Annotated in this window: 15 protein-coding genes and 1 tRNA gene; 11 read left to right on the forward strand and 5 right to left on the reverse strand. The window is 68.1% G+C overall.

Annotated elements, in window-relative coordinates; genetic code table 11:
- Nucleotides 1-345: 345 nt before the first annotated feature.
- From ubiD to CBM2588_RS13315, 3 genes are all read left to right on the forward strand, one after another.
- Nucleotides 346-1872, forward strand: a complete 1527-nt coding sequence (gene ubiD / locus CBM2588_RS13305; RefSeq protein WP_115681489.1) for a 4-hydroxy-3-polyprenylbenzoate decarboxylase — start codon at nt 346-348, stop codon at nt 1870-1872.
- 130 nt (nt 1873-2002) lie between these two features.
- Complete coding sequence (locus CBM2588_RS13310) at nt 2003-4027, forward strand: acetoacetate--CoA ligase (protein WP_115680889.1); 2025 nt, start codon at nt 2003-2005, stop codon at nt 4025-4027.
- Nucleotides 4028-4052: 25 nt separating this feature from the next.
- Complete coding sequence (locus CBM2588_RS13315; protein WP_115680890.1) at nt 4053-4955, forward strand: aldose epimerase; 903 nt, start codon at nt 4053-4055, stop codon at nt 4953-4955.
- A 14-nt stretch (nt 4956-4969) separates the two neighbouring features.
- Here CBM2588_RS13315 and CBM2588_RS13320 read toward each other — a convergent pair whose 3' ends face one another.
- On the reverse strand, nt 4970-5347 hold the full coding sequence (locus CBM2588_RS13320) for a DUF5594 family protein (RefSeq protein ID WP_115680891.1): 378 nt from the start codon (nt 5345-5347) through the stop codon (nt 4970-4972).
- 180 nt (nt 5348-5527) lie between these two features.
- Here CBM2588_RS13320 and CBM2588_RS13325 point away from each other — a divergent pair, with 180 nt between their 5' ends.
- From CBM2588_RS13325 to trmB, 3 genes are all read left to right on the forward strand, one after another.
- Nucleotides 5528-5716 (forward strand): hypothetical protein, encoded by a 189-nt coding sequence (locus CBM2588_RS13325; RefSeq protein ID WP_306437241.1) that lies wholly within the window; start codon nt 5528-5530, stop codon nt 5714-5716.
- Nucleotides 5717-5784: 68 nt separating this feature from the next.
- A tRNA-Gly gene (locus tag CBM2588_RS13330) sits at nt 5785-5859 on the forward strand.
- A gap of 66 nt (nt 5860-5925) precedes the next feature.
- A complete protein-coding gene (gene trmB / locus CBM2588_RS13335) occupies nt 5926-6711 on the forward strand; it encodes a tRNA (guanosine(46)-N7)-methyltransferase TrmB (protein WP_115680893.1) in 786 nt (261 codons plus the stop codon).
- 71 nt (nt 6712-6782) lie between these two features.
- Here the strand turns inward: trmB and CBM2588_RS13340 are convergent, their stop codons facing one another.
- From CBM2588_RS13340 to CBM2588_RS13350, 3 genes are all read right to left on the reverse strand, one after another.
- Complete coding sequence (locus tag CBM2588_RS13340; RefSeq protein ID WP_062801473.1) at nt 6783-7664, reverse strand: undecaprenyl-diphosphate phosphatase; 882 nt, start codon at nt 7662-7664, stop codon at nt 6783-6785.
- A gap of 78 nt (nt 7665-7742) precedes the next feature.
- Entirely contained in the window at nt 7743-8303 is a 561-nt protein-coding gene (locus CBM2588_RS13345) for a DUF1439 domain-containing protein (protein ID WP_112774446.1), read from the reverse strand.
- 58 nt (nt 8304-8361) lie between these two features.
- Nucleotides 8362-8646, reverse strand: coding sequence for a YkgJ family cysteine cluster protein (locus CBM2588_RS13350; RefSeq protein ID WP_115680894.1), 285 nt, complete (start codon nt 8644-8646; stop codon nt 8362-8364).
- A gap of 258 nt (nt 8647-8904) precedes the next feature.
- On the opposite strand from CBM2588_RS13350, the gene CBM2588_RS13355 reads away from it, so the two are divergent.
- From CBM2588_RS13355 to CBM2588_RS13375, 5 genes are all read left to right on the forward strand, one after another.
- Nucleotides 8905-9729: a TetR/AcrR family transcriptional regulator gene (locus CBM2588_RS13355; protein ID WP_115680895.1), complete on the forward strand. Its 825-nt coding sequence runs from the start codon at nt 8905-8907 to the stop codon at nt 9727-9729.
- Nucleotides 9726-9866, forward strand: a complete 141-nt coding sequence (locus tag CBM2588_RS13360) for a hypothetical protein (protein ID WP_172583592.1) — start codon at nt 9726-9728, stop codon at nt 9864-9866. Before CBM2588_RS13355 ends, CBM2588_RS13360 begins: the two co-directional genes overlap by 4 nt.
- A gap of 113 nt (nt 9867-9979) precedes the next feature.
- Nucleotides 9980-10633, forward strand: a complete 654-nt coding sequence (locus CBM2588_RS13365; RefSeq protein ID WP_111519380.1) for a protein-L-isoaspartate O-methyltransferase family protein — start codon at nt 9980-9982, stop codon at nt 10631-10633.
- Nucleotides 10634-10645: 12 nt separating this feature from the next.
- Nucleotides 10646-10969 (forward strand): rhodanese-like domain-containing protein, encoded by a 324-nt coding sequence (locus tag CBM2588_RS13370; RefSeq protein ID WP_115680896.1) that lies wholly within the window; start codon nt 10646-10648, stop codon nt 10967-10969.
- Between the two features lie 74 nt (nt 10970-11043).
- Nucleotides 11044-12576, forward strand: a complete 1533-nt coding sequence (locus CBM2588_RS13375; RefSeq protein ID WP_115680897.1) for a TolC family outer membrane protein — start codon at nt 11044-11046, stop codon at nt 12574-12576.
- 18 nt (nt 12577-12594) lie between these two features.
- Here the strand turns inward: CBM2588_RS13375 and CBM2588_RS13380 are convergent, their stop codons facing one another.
- Complete coding sequence (locus tag CBM2588_RS13380; protein WP_115680898.1) at nt 12595-13401, reverse strand: META and DUF4377 domain-containing protein; 807 nt, start codon at nt 13399-13401, stop codon at nt 12595-12597.
- Nucleotides 13402-13447: the final 46 nt, after the last annotated feature.

The raw sequence follows: 13447 nt of genomic DNA on the forward strand, positions 1-13447 counted from the left end.
ACACAGGGAGAAAATCCATGTTGCGACGCAACACTCCAGGGAGCAGACCGGATTGTAGGAACGGTGTTATATCCCGTCAAGAATAAAAATTCTGTAATTCACTACTTTCAGTTATTTGTAACAAGGCAGTTTTGGTCGACCCGGCATCACTCGGATGCCCGCAAACGCAGGCGTAGCCTTGGCTCGCCACGTTACGGCCCGCCCCGGGGCGGGCAAAAAACTTACAATTTCCGCGGCACCGGCTGGACGATTTTTTTGCCGCCGCCCCGAGGAATGTGTATCGTCACCGACCTGACTGCCGCCTCCTGGATCCGGTGCGAATTCCGCACCACAACAGAATTCACCATGCAATACAAAGACTTGCGCGATTTCATCGGCCAGCTCGAAGGGCTCGGCGAGCTGCGGCGCATCGCCCGCCCGGTATCGCCCAACCTGGAAATGACCGAAATCTGCGACCGCCTGCTGCGCGCCGGCGGTCCCGCGGTCGTCTTCGAGCAACCTGCGGGCGCTCCCCATGGCGACATCTATAGCGTGCCGGTGCTGGCCAATCTGTTCGGCACGACACGCAGAGTCGCATTTGGCATGGGCGCCGAATCGATGGAAGACCTGCGCGACATCGGCCGGGTGCTGTCGGCGCTGAAGGAACCCGAGCCGCCGCGCGGGCTGCGCGAGGCCGGCAAGCTGTTCACGCTGGCCAAGTCGGTGTGGGACATGGCGCCCAAGCGCGTCAGCGGCCCGGCCTGCCAGGAGGTGGTCTGGGAAGGCAACGATGTCGACCTGGCGCGCCTGCCGATCCAGACCTGCTGGCCCGGCGACGCCGCCCCGCTGATCACCTGGGGCCTGGTGGTGACCAAGGGCCCGCACAAGAAGCGCCAGAACCTGGGCATCTACCGCCAGCAGGTGATCGGCCGCAACCAGGTCATCATGCGCTGGCTGGCGCACCGCGGCGGCGCGCTCGACTTCCGCGAGCATGCGCTGGCCAACCCCGGCAAGCCGTTCCCGATCGCGGTGGCGCTGGGCGCCGACCCGGCCACCATCCTGGGCGCGGTGACGCCGGTGCCGGATACGCTGTCCGAATACCAGTTCGCCGGGCTGCTGCGCGGCAGCCGCACCGCGCTGGCGGGCTGCCTGACCCCGACGCTGTCCGAACTGAGCGTGCCGGCCTCGGCCGAGATTGTGCTGGAAGGCCATATCCAGCCCGATCCCAATCACCCGTCCGGCTACCAGCACGCGCTCGAGGGCCCGTTCGGCGACCACACCGGCTATTACAACGAGCAGGACTGGTTCCCGGTCTTCACCATCGACCGCATCACCATGCGGCGCGACCCGATCTACCACTCCACCTACACCGGCAAGCCGCCCGACGAGCCGGCCGTGCTGGGCGTGGCGCTGAACGAAGTGTTCGTGCCGCTGCTGCAGAAGCAGTTCCCGGAGATCACCGACTTCTACCTGCCGCCCGAGGGCTGCAGCTACCGCATGGCGCTGGTGCGCATGAAGAAGCAGTACGCCGGCCATGCCAAGCGCGTGATGTTCGGCGTGTGGAGCTTCCTGCGGCAGTTCATGTATACGAAGTTCATCGTGGTGGTCGACGACGATGTCGACGTGCGCGACTGGAAGGAGGTGATCTGGGCCATCACCACCCGCGTCGATCCCAGCCGCGACACGGTGCTGGTCGACAACACCCCGATCGACTACCTCGACTTCGCCTCGCCGGTGTCGGGCCTGGGCTCCAAGATGGGCATCGATGCCACCGACAAGTGGCCAGGCGAGACCACGCGCGAATGGGGCACCCCGATCGCCATGGATGCCGCGGTCAAGGCGAAGGTCGACACCCTGTGGGAAACGCTGTTCGAACGTCCCGCCGGCCGATGATGGCAGCGGGCACGCGCCTGCGCCCAACCGCCGTTATCATGTCACGCTGATGCCGGGCGCCCGCGACAGGCGCCCGCAACCTACCCTCGCACCATCCGATGCCCGCGGCAGACGGGCCCAAGGAGGAGACATGACCACCGCCGCCCCGCTCGCCGAAGGCAACCTGATGTGGACGCCGTCCGAGGCGTTCCGCGACCGCAGCCAGATCGCGCAGTTCATGCGCTGGCTGCGCGCCGAACGCGGCCTGGCCTTCGACGACTACGACGGCCTGTGGCAGTGGTCCGTCACCGAGCTCGAAGCCTTCTGGGATGCCGTGCGCGCCTACTTCGACGTGCGCTTCGACACCCCGGCCAGGCAAGTGCTGGACCGGCGGACCATGCCGGGCGCGCGCTGGTTCGAAGGGGCCACCCTGAACTACGTGCAGCAGGTGTTCCGCCACGCCGGCAGCGGCAGCGCCCGCCAGCGCACCGCCATCCGCCATGCCGGCGAGGCCCAGCCGCTGGCCGATATCAGCTGGCACGCGCTCGAGGCGCAGGTCGCCTCGCTCGCGCATGCGCTGCGCCGGATGGGCGTGCAGCGCGGCGACCGCGTCGCCGGCTATCTGCCCAATATCCCTGCCACCGTGGTCGCCTTCCTGGCCACCGCCAGCCTGGGCGCGGTCTGGTCCGGCTGCGCGCCGGACATGGGCCAGGTGGCGGTGGTCGACCGCTTCCGCCAGATCGAGCCAAAAGTGCTGATCGCGGTCGACGGCTACCGCTACGGCGGCAAGGCCTACGACCGCGCGCCGGTGCTGGCCGAGCTGGTCGCCGCCCTGCCCTCGCTGACCGACCTGGTGCTGGTGCCGCAAACCGGCAGCGGCGCCGCGACGCCCGCCGGCGTGCGCGTCCACGCCTGGCACGACGTGCTGGCGCACGACGTGCCGCTGGCGATCGAACCCGTGCCGTTCGACCATCCGCTGTGGATCGTCTATTCCTCCGGCACCACCGGCATGCCCAAGCCGATCGTGCACGGCCACGGCGGCATCGTCATCGAGCAGCTCAAGCTGATGGCTTTCCACAACAACCTGGGCCCGGACGACGTGTTCCACTGGTACAGCAGCAGTGGCTGGATCATGTGGAACGCGCAGGTGGCGGGGCTGCTGCTGGGCACCACCATCGCGCTCTACGACGGCAACCCGGCCTGGCCCGACGCGGGCGTGCTGTGGCGCTTTGTCGACGATGCCGGCGTAACCCTGTTTGGCGCCGGCGCCGCGTTCTTCACCAACTGCATGAAGGCCGGCATCGAGCCCGCGCGCATCGCCGACGTGTCGCGCCTGCGCGGGCTGGGCTCGACCGGCTCGCCGCTGCCGGTCGAGGCCTACGACTGGATCTACCGCCATGTGCGCGAAGACATCTGGCTGGTGCCGATGTCGGGCGGCACCGACTTCGCCGGCTCGTTCGTCGCCGGCTGCCCGCTGCTGCCGGTCTATTCCGGCGAGATGCAATGCCGCTGCCTGGGCGCGAAGGTGGAAGCCTTCGACGACCACGGCCAGCCGCTGGTCGACGCGGTCGGCGAACTGGTCTGCACCGAGCCGATGCCGTCGATGCCGCTCTACCTGTGGGGTGACACCGACGGCAAGCGCTACCGCGACAGCTATTTCGACACCTATCCCGGCGCCTGGCGGCACGGCGACTGGATCAAGATCACCAGACGCGGCGGCGCGGTGATCTACGGGCGGTCGGACGCCACCATCAACCGCCACGGCATCCGCATGGGCACCAGCGAGCTGTACCGCGTGGTCGAAGACCTGCCCGAGGTGCTGGACAGCATGGTGGTCGACCTCGAATACCTGGGCCGCGAATCATATATGCCGCTGTTCGTGGTGCTGCGCGAAGGCATGGTGCTGGACGACGCCTTGCGCGACACCCTGCGCGCGCGCATCCGCAGCGCGCTGTCGTCGCGCCATGTGCCCAACGAGATCGTGCAGGCGCCCGGCGTGCCGCGCACGCTGTCGGGCAAGAAGATGGAGGTGCCGATCAAGAAGCTGCTGCTGGGCCATGCGCCGCAAGGCATCGCCAACCGCGACGCCATGGCCAACCCCGACACGCTCGACTGGTACTTCGACTACGCCGCGCGCTTCCTCAAGGCCCGCCAGGCCGAGCCGGCCGCGAACTGAGCGCCATGCCCTGATCTCTCCCCCCATGCACAACCTGCCAACCGAAGACTTCCAGGGCCAGCCGCTGGTGCGCATCGGCCAGGCCGACAACTACCTGCTGCTGGCGCCGCAATTCGGGGCGCGGCTGGTCCGCTGGGTGCACCGCGGCCAGGACCTGCTGTACTGGCCCGACGCCGCCGACTGGAGCCGGCCGGCCAAGATCCGCGGCGGCAACCCGCTGCTGTTCCCGTTCATCGGCCGGCATTTTGTCGACGGCAATCCGGGGCAATGGCGTGACGGACAAGGGACGGTCCATACCTTGTCGCAACACGGCTTTGCGCGCGACCTGCCCTTCGCCGTCAGCGCCATCGACCCGCTGGCTGCCATCACGATGACGCTGCGCGACAGCGAGGCGACGCGCGCCGGCTATCCGTTTGCCTTCGTGTTCGATGTGGTCTACACCTTGCTGCCCGACGGCCTGGAGGTGGCGCTGCGCACCACCAACACCGGCACGCAGCGCCTGCCCTGTTATCCCGGCCACCACTTCTATTTCGCCCTGTCCCACGCGCAGCGCGCCGCGGCTTCGCTGGCGCTGCCCGACACGGAGCGCAAGCGTCAGTTGCCGGATGGCAGCCCGGGACCGGCAGAGTCTGGCGAGTCGACCTACCAGCTCGACGATCCACGGCTGCAGGACACCTTCCACGCCTTCCGCGGCAGTCCCTCGGCGCAACTGGCCATGCCCGGCCGCCGTATCGGCTTCGAGCTCGACCTGCCCGGCAGCACGCCCTGGCATGCCGTGACCACGTGGTCAGAGACCGAGACCTCGGACTTCTATTGCGTGGAACCGTGGGTGGGCCTGCCGGATGCCATCCACCACGGCCAGGGATTGCGCTGGATCGAGCCAGGGCAATCGGAAAGCGCGGTGTGCCGGCTGCGTGTGACTGGCTGATTCCTGCCAGCCGCTCAGTGCTCGAAATCCAGCCCGCCGATCAGGATCCGCGGATCGGCCTGCGACAGCGAGCGGAAATCGATGCCGCGCGGCTCCTGCCACGCCCGCAGCTTGGCCGGCAGCGCCGCCAGGTAGCCGGCAAAGCGCGCCTCGCCGCCCGCGGCGAACAGCCGCTGCACCTCCAGCCCGTCCCAGGCCAGCGTGATATCGAGCGCATACGGATGACGGCGCAGCTCCGGCGGGCCTTCTGCCGTCATGCGCAGGCGCGGCGGCATCCCGGCGCCATCGGCAGGCAGCGGCTGGAGTTGCAAGCGCCGGTGCTGCTGGCCGATCGCATCGGCGATGCGCGGCAGGCATTCGGCTTCGAAGCGGGCGAAGAAGTCAGTGGTCAAGGTGGGGGGTATCCTGACATTGCGGGAGGGCGCCGGCGCTTGCGGTCCTGTGCGCCGGCTTGCCAGCCACTATACGCCGCGCGTCGCCGGCCGCGGCAAGCCAGTCCAGTAAGCCAGTCCAAACACGGCCCATCATTGGCAGCTATGCAGCCCTATCGGAATCTCAGCGGCAAATCGGGAGTGGTCGCCTACGAACTCGGCCCGGAACATATCCGGATCCGCTTCGACAACGGCCACGTCTACACCTATGACTACCGCAGGCCCGGCCGCCGTCATGTCGAACAGATGAAGCGCCTCGCCACGGCGGGACGCGGCCTGTGCAGCTATATCAGCCAGGAGGTCGGCAAGGACTTCGCGTACAAGGCCTGAGGCGCCGAATGCGCCCCATCGGCCACTCGCTTGCATCCCCCCGGGATCCCGCATAGAATCGCGGGTTCGCGGGCGTCGTATAATGGCTATTACCTTAGCTTCCCAAGCTAAAGACGTGGGTTCGATTCCCATCGCCCGCTCCACTTCCAGTCGAGACAAGCCGCCTTTGCCACCGTTACGGTGATCCGCCCGGCGGCTTTTTTGTTGCCATGCTTCCCCAAGACCACAGCACCGGGCCGGCCGACGACGCCGAGCCGGCAGACCGCGCCGCCGTGCCAGCGTCCGCCCCCTCTCCAGCCGATCCTGAAGGCGTTGCGCATCCGCGCCGCATCCGTTCGTTCGTGCGCCGCGCTGGCCGGACCTCGACCGGGCAGCAACGCGCCATCGACGAGGTCGGGCCGCGCATGATGGTGCCGTACGCAGCGCAGCCGCTGGACTGGGAGGCGACCTTTGGCCGCCAGGCGCCGTCGATCCTGGAGATCGGCTTCGGCATGGGCGAGACCACCGCGCATATCGCCGGCCTGCGGCCGCAGGACAACTTCCTCGGCTGCGAGGTGCATGAACCGGGCGTGGGCGCGCTGCTCAAGCTGATCAATGAGCGCGGCCTGTCCAATGTGCGGATCCTCCAGCACGATGCGGTGGAGGTGATCGCGCATATGCTGACCGACAACAGCCTCGACGGCGTGCATATCTACTTTCCGGATCCGTGGCACAAGAAGCGCCACAACAAGCGCCGGCTGGTGCAGCCACCGCTGGTGAAGCTGCTGGCCGCGCGCCTGAAGCCGGGCGGCTATATCCACTGCGCGACCGACTGGGAAGAGTACGCGCACCAGATGGTTGAAGTGCTGTCGGCCGAGCCGCTGCTGGAGAACACCTCGGCGGCGCCGGACGGTTTTGCCGAGCGGCCGGACTACCGGCCCGTGACCAAGTTCGAGCGGCGCGGCGTGCGGCTCGGGCATGGCGTGTGGGACGTGGTGTTCCGCAAGCGCGCCTGAGCGCAGCGGCGCGCAAACAAAAAAAAGCGTGGCATCTGCCACGCTTTTTTGTTGCCGGCTGCCCAGCCGCGTCAGGCGTGCCAGGACACCAGGCCGGTGTAAGCGGTCAGCAGCACCACGATGCCGAAGGCGATGCGGTACCACGCGAACGGCTTGAAATCGTGCGTGGCGACGAAACGCAGCAGCCAGCGCACGCACAAAAAGGCCGACAGGAAGGCAAAGACGAAGCCGACCGCGAAGATGCCGAGATCGTCGCCGTTCAGCAGCGCGCGCGCCTTGTACAGTTCGTAGACCGTGGCGCCGAAGATCACCGGGATCGCCAGGAAGAACGAGAACTCGGTGGCGACCTGCCGCGACAGCCCGAACAGCATGCCGCCGATGATGGTGGCGCCCGAGCGCGAGGTGCCCGGCACCAGCGCGAAGCACTGCGCCAGCCCCACCTTGAGCGCGTCGCGCCAGTTCAGGTCGTCGACCGACTCGATGCGCGGCGCGCCGGCCTTGGCGGCTTCCAGCAATGCATTGCCCTGCGGATGCGAGACCGTGCCGCGGCGCGCATCGCGCCATTCGGCCAGCAGGATCACCACGCCGCCGACGATAAAGGCCAGCGCCACCGAGATCGGGTTGAACAGGTGGGCCTTGATCCATTTACCGAAGATAAACGCCAGCACGATCGCCGGCACCGAGGCGATCACCACGTTGGCGGCAAAGCGCTGCGACAGCGGGTCGTCGCGCAGGCCGCGCACCACCTTGCCGATGCGCGCGCGGAATTCCCAGCACACCGCCAGGATGGCGCCGAACTGGATCACGATCTCGAAGATCTTGCCCTTTTCGTCGTTGAAGTCGAGCAGCTGGCCGGCCAGGATCAGGTGGCCCGTGCTCGAAATGGGAAGAAACTCGGTCAGGCCTTCGACGATGCCGAGGATCACGGCCTTCAGCGCTAGTGCGATTTCCATGCGGAACGAAAGAGACGTAGTCGCGGGCGTTGTCCGGCCTGGTGCCGGACCGCCTGCATTGTTGTTCGATGCGCCCGGTCAGGGGCGGTTGATCTTGACGTTGATGCCGTCGGGCAAAACGGTGATTGTACCGGGCTCGACGTGCGTGCCGGCAATGCGCAGCTGGTCTTCGCGGAAGGTATAGAGAGGATAGCCCTGCAGCAGCTGCTCGGCCAGGATGCCGCCCAGCGCATTGAGCTGGCGCGAGAACTGCGCGGGCATGCCCTGCACGTCGAAGCGCTTCACCTCCGGATCCTGCAGCACCACCGAGCGGGTGGGCTCGTCATAGCGCAGTCCGCTGTCCAGCGCAAAGCGGCCGCTCAGGGCCTGGCTGAAGAACAGCTTGTTGTCGATGGTCGCGTCGAACTGCACGTTGACGCGGTTGCGCACGGAGTCCAGCGTCAGCTGCGGGTTGGTCAGCTGGATGTCGAACAACTCCATGTAGCGCTTGTTGAACGGGAACTTGCGTTCCAGCGCCGCCTGCAACTGGCTTTGCGAAAACGTGTATTCGCTGCGGAAGGCGCCGCAGGCGGCCAGCCCCACCGCCAGCGTGGCCGCGGCGGCGGCGGCGAGCCAGCGCCGTCGGGAAGTCCGGATCATATTGCCTCCGATTGCGGAACATCAGGAATGAATGCCAGGCGCCATGCCACCGGACGGCTCAGGCGTGCGCTGGCGGCGCGGTCAGGGTCTCGAGCCGGGTCAGCCATTGCAGCGCCGCTTCGCGCGAATCGCCGCACATCTCGGCCGACGGCTTCAGGCCACCGCAGAACGCGGGCCGGTCCGGGCGCCCGAACACCGCGCAGCGCATGTCAGGCAGCAACTGCGCGCACGGCACGCCCGCCGGCTTGCCGCCCGGCATGCCCGGCAGCGGCGAGGCGATCGACGGCGCGATACAGCACGCGCCGCAGCCCGCGCGACAGGAAAGGTCTGACCGGCAACTCATGACGATGGTTCGGGATCGGCGGCCGCCGAGGCTGCCAGCACAAAGGCGACATTGTGCCCGAAGGGCCGCGGGCCTCCTGTAAGAAAAGGAAAACGCCGTAAGCGCGGTCGCAGGTGACAAGCAGATCCGTGCACTTAACATCACAAGACGGGGACGGGTTGTGGCGGCCTGGCCTGTTGCATGCCCGTGCTTGACCCTCTGGGGGGCCTCATCTACATTACTGACCCACAAGTTATTAACTTTTTCGACGCGCCACTCGTGCCCCGAAGTCTTCGCAAGCCCGCCGTGACCAAGCCACCCACCGATCCGCACAAGGACGCCGACAGCCCGCGCTGGAGCCGGCGCAAGGCGGCGCGGCCGCAGGAACTGGTGGCGGCGGCGCTGGACCTGTTCGTCGAGCGCGGCTATGCCGCCACGCGGCTGGAAGACGTGGCCGCCGCGGCCGGCGTGTCCAAGGGCACGGTGTACCTGTACTTCGCCAACAAGGAAGAACTGTTCAAGTCGGTGGTGCGCGAGAACCTGGTGCCGGCACTGGCGCGCGGCGCCGACCTGGTCGATGCCTACCAGGGCAGCACGCCGGAGCTGCTGCGCGAACTGCTGCGCGGCTGGTGGGGCCTGATCGGCGCCACGCCGGTGGCGGGGCTGACCAAGCTGATCATGGCGGAGTCGGCAAATTTCCCGGACATCGCGCGCTTCTATAACCAGGAAGTGATGGTGCCGGGCGACGAGCTGTTCGCCAAGGTGCTGGCACGCGGCGTGGCGCGCGGCGAGTTCCGCGCGCTGCCGGCCAACCCCACCACCACGCTGATCTGCGCGCCGCTGGTATTCCTGATGATGTGGCAGCGCGCGCTGCGGGCCACCGCCGAGAAGGACATCGACCCCGAGGCCTTCCTCGATGGCCTGCTCGATACGCTGCTGTTCGGGCTGACCGCCGGCGAAGCCCGCGACCGCCCGCTGCCGCCGCAGCACGGCCCCTATATCTGGGAAGTGATCCGCGACGAGATGCTGGCGCAACGCGCCGCCGCGATGGCCGCCGACGCCACGCCCGCCCCTGCCGCGTCCCGACCCGGCACCCCGACATGAAGCGCAAGACCCTGCCGATCACCGCCGCTTGCCTGGCGCTGGCGCTGAGCGCCACGCCGAAAGCGCAAGCGCAGGCCTTGACGGGCCGGCCTTCGGCAGCGGAACGCCCGGCCCCGGTGGAGGCCAGCGCGGAATGAGCCCGCAGGCGCCCGCAAGGTTAAAATAACGGGTTTGATAAGACTGTCCGGCCGTGGCACCGCGCGGCCGGCGCACAGACCGACAGCGGTTGGCATTGGTAAGGAATGGCAAGATGGATCTCGAAAAAGCCCGATTCAACATGATCGAACAGCAAATCCGCCCGTGGGACGTGCTGGACCAGGAAATCCTGGACCTGCTGGCGGTGGTCAAGCGGGAGCAGTTCGTCCCGTCCGCCTACGCCTCGCTGGCGTTCGTCGACATGGAGATTCCGCTGCCCGCCGGGCAGAACATGCTGGCCCCGCGCGTCGAAGCCCGCATCCTGCAGGACCTGGCCGTGCGCAAGCATGAGACCGTGCTGGAAATCGGCGCCGGTTCCGGCTACATGGCCGCGCTGCTGGCCAACCGCGCCCGCCACGTGCTGACCGTCGACATCGTGCCCGAGCTGGTGGAGCTGGCCCGCACCAACCTGGCCAACGCCGGCGTGACCAACGTCGAGGTCGCCGAAGGCAATGCCGCCGACGGCTGGGCCGCCGCCGCGCCCTACGACGTGATCTGCATTTCCGGCTCGCTGCCGGCGATCCCGCCGTCGATCCTGGCGCAGGTGAAGGTGGGCGGGCGCATCGCCGCGTTCGTCGGCGAACTGCCGGTGATGGAAGCGCGCCTGGTCACGCGCGTATCCGAGACCGAGTACCAGGTCGTCAACCTGTTCGAGACCGCGGTCAAGCCCCTGCAGGGCGCGGCCCGGCCGTCGCAATTCCAGTTCTGAGGACGTACCGCCATGCAGGTCATCCAAGCGACCGAACTGGCCCAGTGGCTGGCCGACGCCAGCCGCGCCAGGCCGGTCCTGCTCGACGTGCGTGAAGGCTGGGAGGTGCAGACCTGCGCCCTGCCCGGCATCACCCACATCCCGATGCGCGACATCCCGGCGCGCGCAGCCGAACTCGACGAAGACGCCGACATCGTCTGCATCTGCCATCACGGCGCACGCAGCATGCAGGTGGCGGCCTACCTCGAGCGCCAGGGCTTCGGCAAGGTCTACAACCTGACCGGCGGCGTCGACGCCTGGGCCAGCCAGGTCGACCCCGCCATGCCGAAGTACTGACGCGGCAGCCAGCAGCAACACGAAGAAGAAACGACTGTCGGCCGCGGCACCCGCCGCGCCCACCTGGAGGTGTCATGACGTTTGCGCCCAACGCCCAGCCCGGAGCGATCCGGACGCGCCTGGCGATCGCGGTTTCCCTGCTGGGCCCGCTGCTGGCCCCGCTGCTGGCCCTGATGCCCGCGGCGCCGGCCAGCGCGGCCGACCTGCTGCAGGTCTACCGCGATGCGCAAGCCAATGACGCCCAGTTCGCCAGCGCGCGCGCCCAGCTGCTGGCCACGCGCGAGAAGCTGCCCCAGGGCCGCGCCGGCCTGCTGCCGCAAGTGGTGGGTACCGCGGGCGCCAACCGCACCAAGCTCGACCAGACCGCGTCGCTGCCGATCGGCGGCGCACCCAGCGCCTCCGGCACGCGCTTCTTCAACAACAACAACTGGCAGCTGCAGCTGAGCCAGCCGCTGTTCCGCTGGGACCGCTGGGAAACCTACAAGCAGGGCGAGCTGGCCGCGCAGGCGGGCGAAGTCACCTTCCACCAGGCCGAGCTCGACCTGATCACGCGCAGTGCGCAGGCCTACTTCGACGTGCTGGCCGCGCAAGACAACCTCTACCTGGCGCGCGCGCAGAAGAAGGCCATCTCCGAGCAGCTGGAACAGGCCAGGCGCAATTTCGAGGTCGGCACCGCCACCATCGTCGATGCCAACGACGCCCAGGCCCGCTTCGACCTGGCGACCTCGACCGAGATCGCCGCGCAGAGCGACCTGGAGATCAAGCGCGCCACGCTGCAGCAGATCACCGGCAAGCCCGTCGACGAACTGATGGGCCTGCGCGCCGAAGCGCCAATCCCCGGACCCCAGCCGCCCGACGTCAACGCCTGGGCGGCGCAGGCCGAGACCAGCAACCTGCAGGTGAACCTGGCCAGCTACAACCTCGAGACCGCGCAGCGCGAGACCAACAAGGCCAAGGCCGGGCACCTGCCGTCGGTGGACCTGGTGGCCTCGTACGGCTTCAACAACCAGACCGGCAGCGCCACGCAGGCGATCTCGACGCACTACAACGCGTCGCAGATCGGCGTGCAGCTGACCCTGCCGATCTTCGCCGGCGGCCAGATCCAGTCGCGCGTGCGCGAGACCCTGGCGCTGGCCGACAAGGCCGCCAGTGACCTCGAGTTCGCCCGCCGCACTGCCGCCCAGACCGCACGCCAGACCTACTCCGGCGTCTCCAACGGCCTGGCCCAGGTCAAGGCGCTGGAGGCGGCCGAGCGCTCCGCCACCAGCGCGGTGGAATCCAACCAGCTCGGCTATGAGGTGGGCGTGCGCATCAATATCGACGTGCTGAACGCCGAAGCGCAGCTGTTTTCCACCCGCCGCGACCTGGCCAAGGCGCGCTACGACACCATCATGAACGGCCTGCGCCTGAAGGCTTCCACCGGGGTACTGCAGGAAGAGGACGTGGTGCAGATCAACACCCTGCTGACCTCATCGCCGGGCGCGCTGTACAAACTTCCGGTGCCGGCACAGGCGGGCGCGAAGGTGCCGGCAAACCCGCGGGCGTCGTCGGCCGAGCGCCGCGGCACGCGGCGCGAAGCCACGCCCGCGGGCACGCCGCGCTCGTGATCCTCCGCTTGGTGCGCCTTACTGCGCGCGCGTGCGGGACTCCACCTTCAGCAACTGCCAGCGGATCGCCGACGCATCCGCCGGCGGGTTCGGCACCTGGTATTCGCGCACGCGCAGCCGGTAGGCCACGCCCGGCTCGAAATCCAGCCCCTCGATCGGCCCATACCAGAGCTGCCACGGCGCATCAGGCGACTCGCGCCAGCGGTAGCACGTCATCTTGCCGACGCCCGTGCACTCCACACGCTGCGAGTCGATATAGACGGTCTTCTCCACGCCCGCGGCTTCCACGCGCGCACCACGCTTGCCCACGCCCTCGCGCTCGACGAACTGCAGCAGGTCGCCGTCCACGGTCTTCCAGATGATCTGCCGGCCGGTACTGGCCGCCGACGGCTGCGTGCCCACGGTGGCAAACGGCGTCTGCATTGCCTTCAGCAGCGCCGACTCCAGCGCCATGCGCGGCGGCGGGCAAGCCATGCGCGTGCCGGCGATGCGATCGAAGCGGATGCCGGTCTCGGTCTTGCCATAGCTGCCGGTAAAGCGATTGCAGCCGCTGGTGCCGCTGACCGTGCCCTGCGCGGCATCGATGCCCTCGTTGAACTCGAAAATGATCGGCTGGCCATTGTCGCCGTGCGGGATCTCGCGCAGCGAGCCGTCAGGCTGCTGCCAGCGCACCAGTTCCCAGCGGCTCGGTCCCGACGGCTGGGTCTGGTTCAGGTTGGTGCCGGCCGAGGGAAGATTGGGCGCGGTCCCGGTGGTGCAGGCGCCGAGCATGGCGGCGACCAGCACGGCGGCCGCCAAGGGGATCGGGCGATTACGGCTATCCATAAGAGCTCCTGTTGCGGGGCTGCCCCAAGGGCGCCCGTAGCGATGT

The sequence above is a fragment of the Cupriavidus taiwanensis genome, from assembly GCF_900250075.1.
Taxonomy (GTDB): domain Bacteria; phylum Pseudomonadota; class Gammaproteobacteria; order Burkholderiales; family Burkholderiaceae; genus Cupriavidus; species Cupriavidus taiwanensis_C.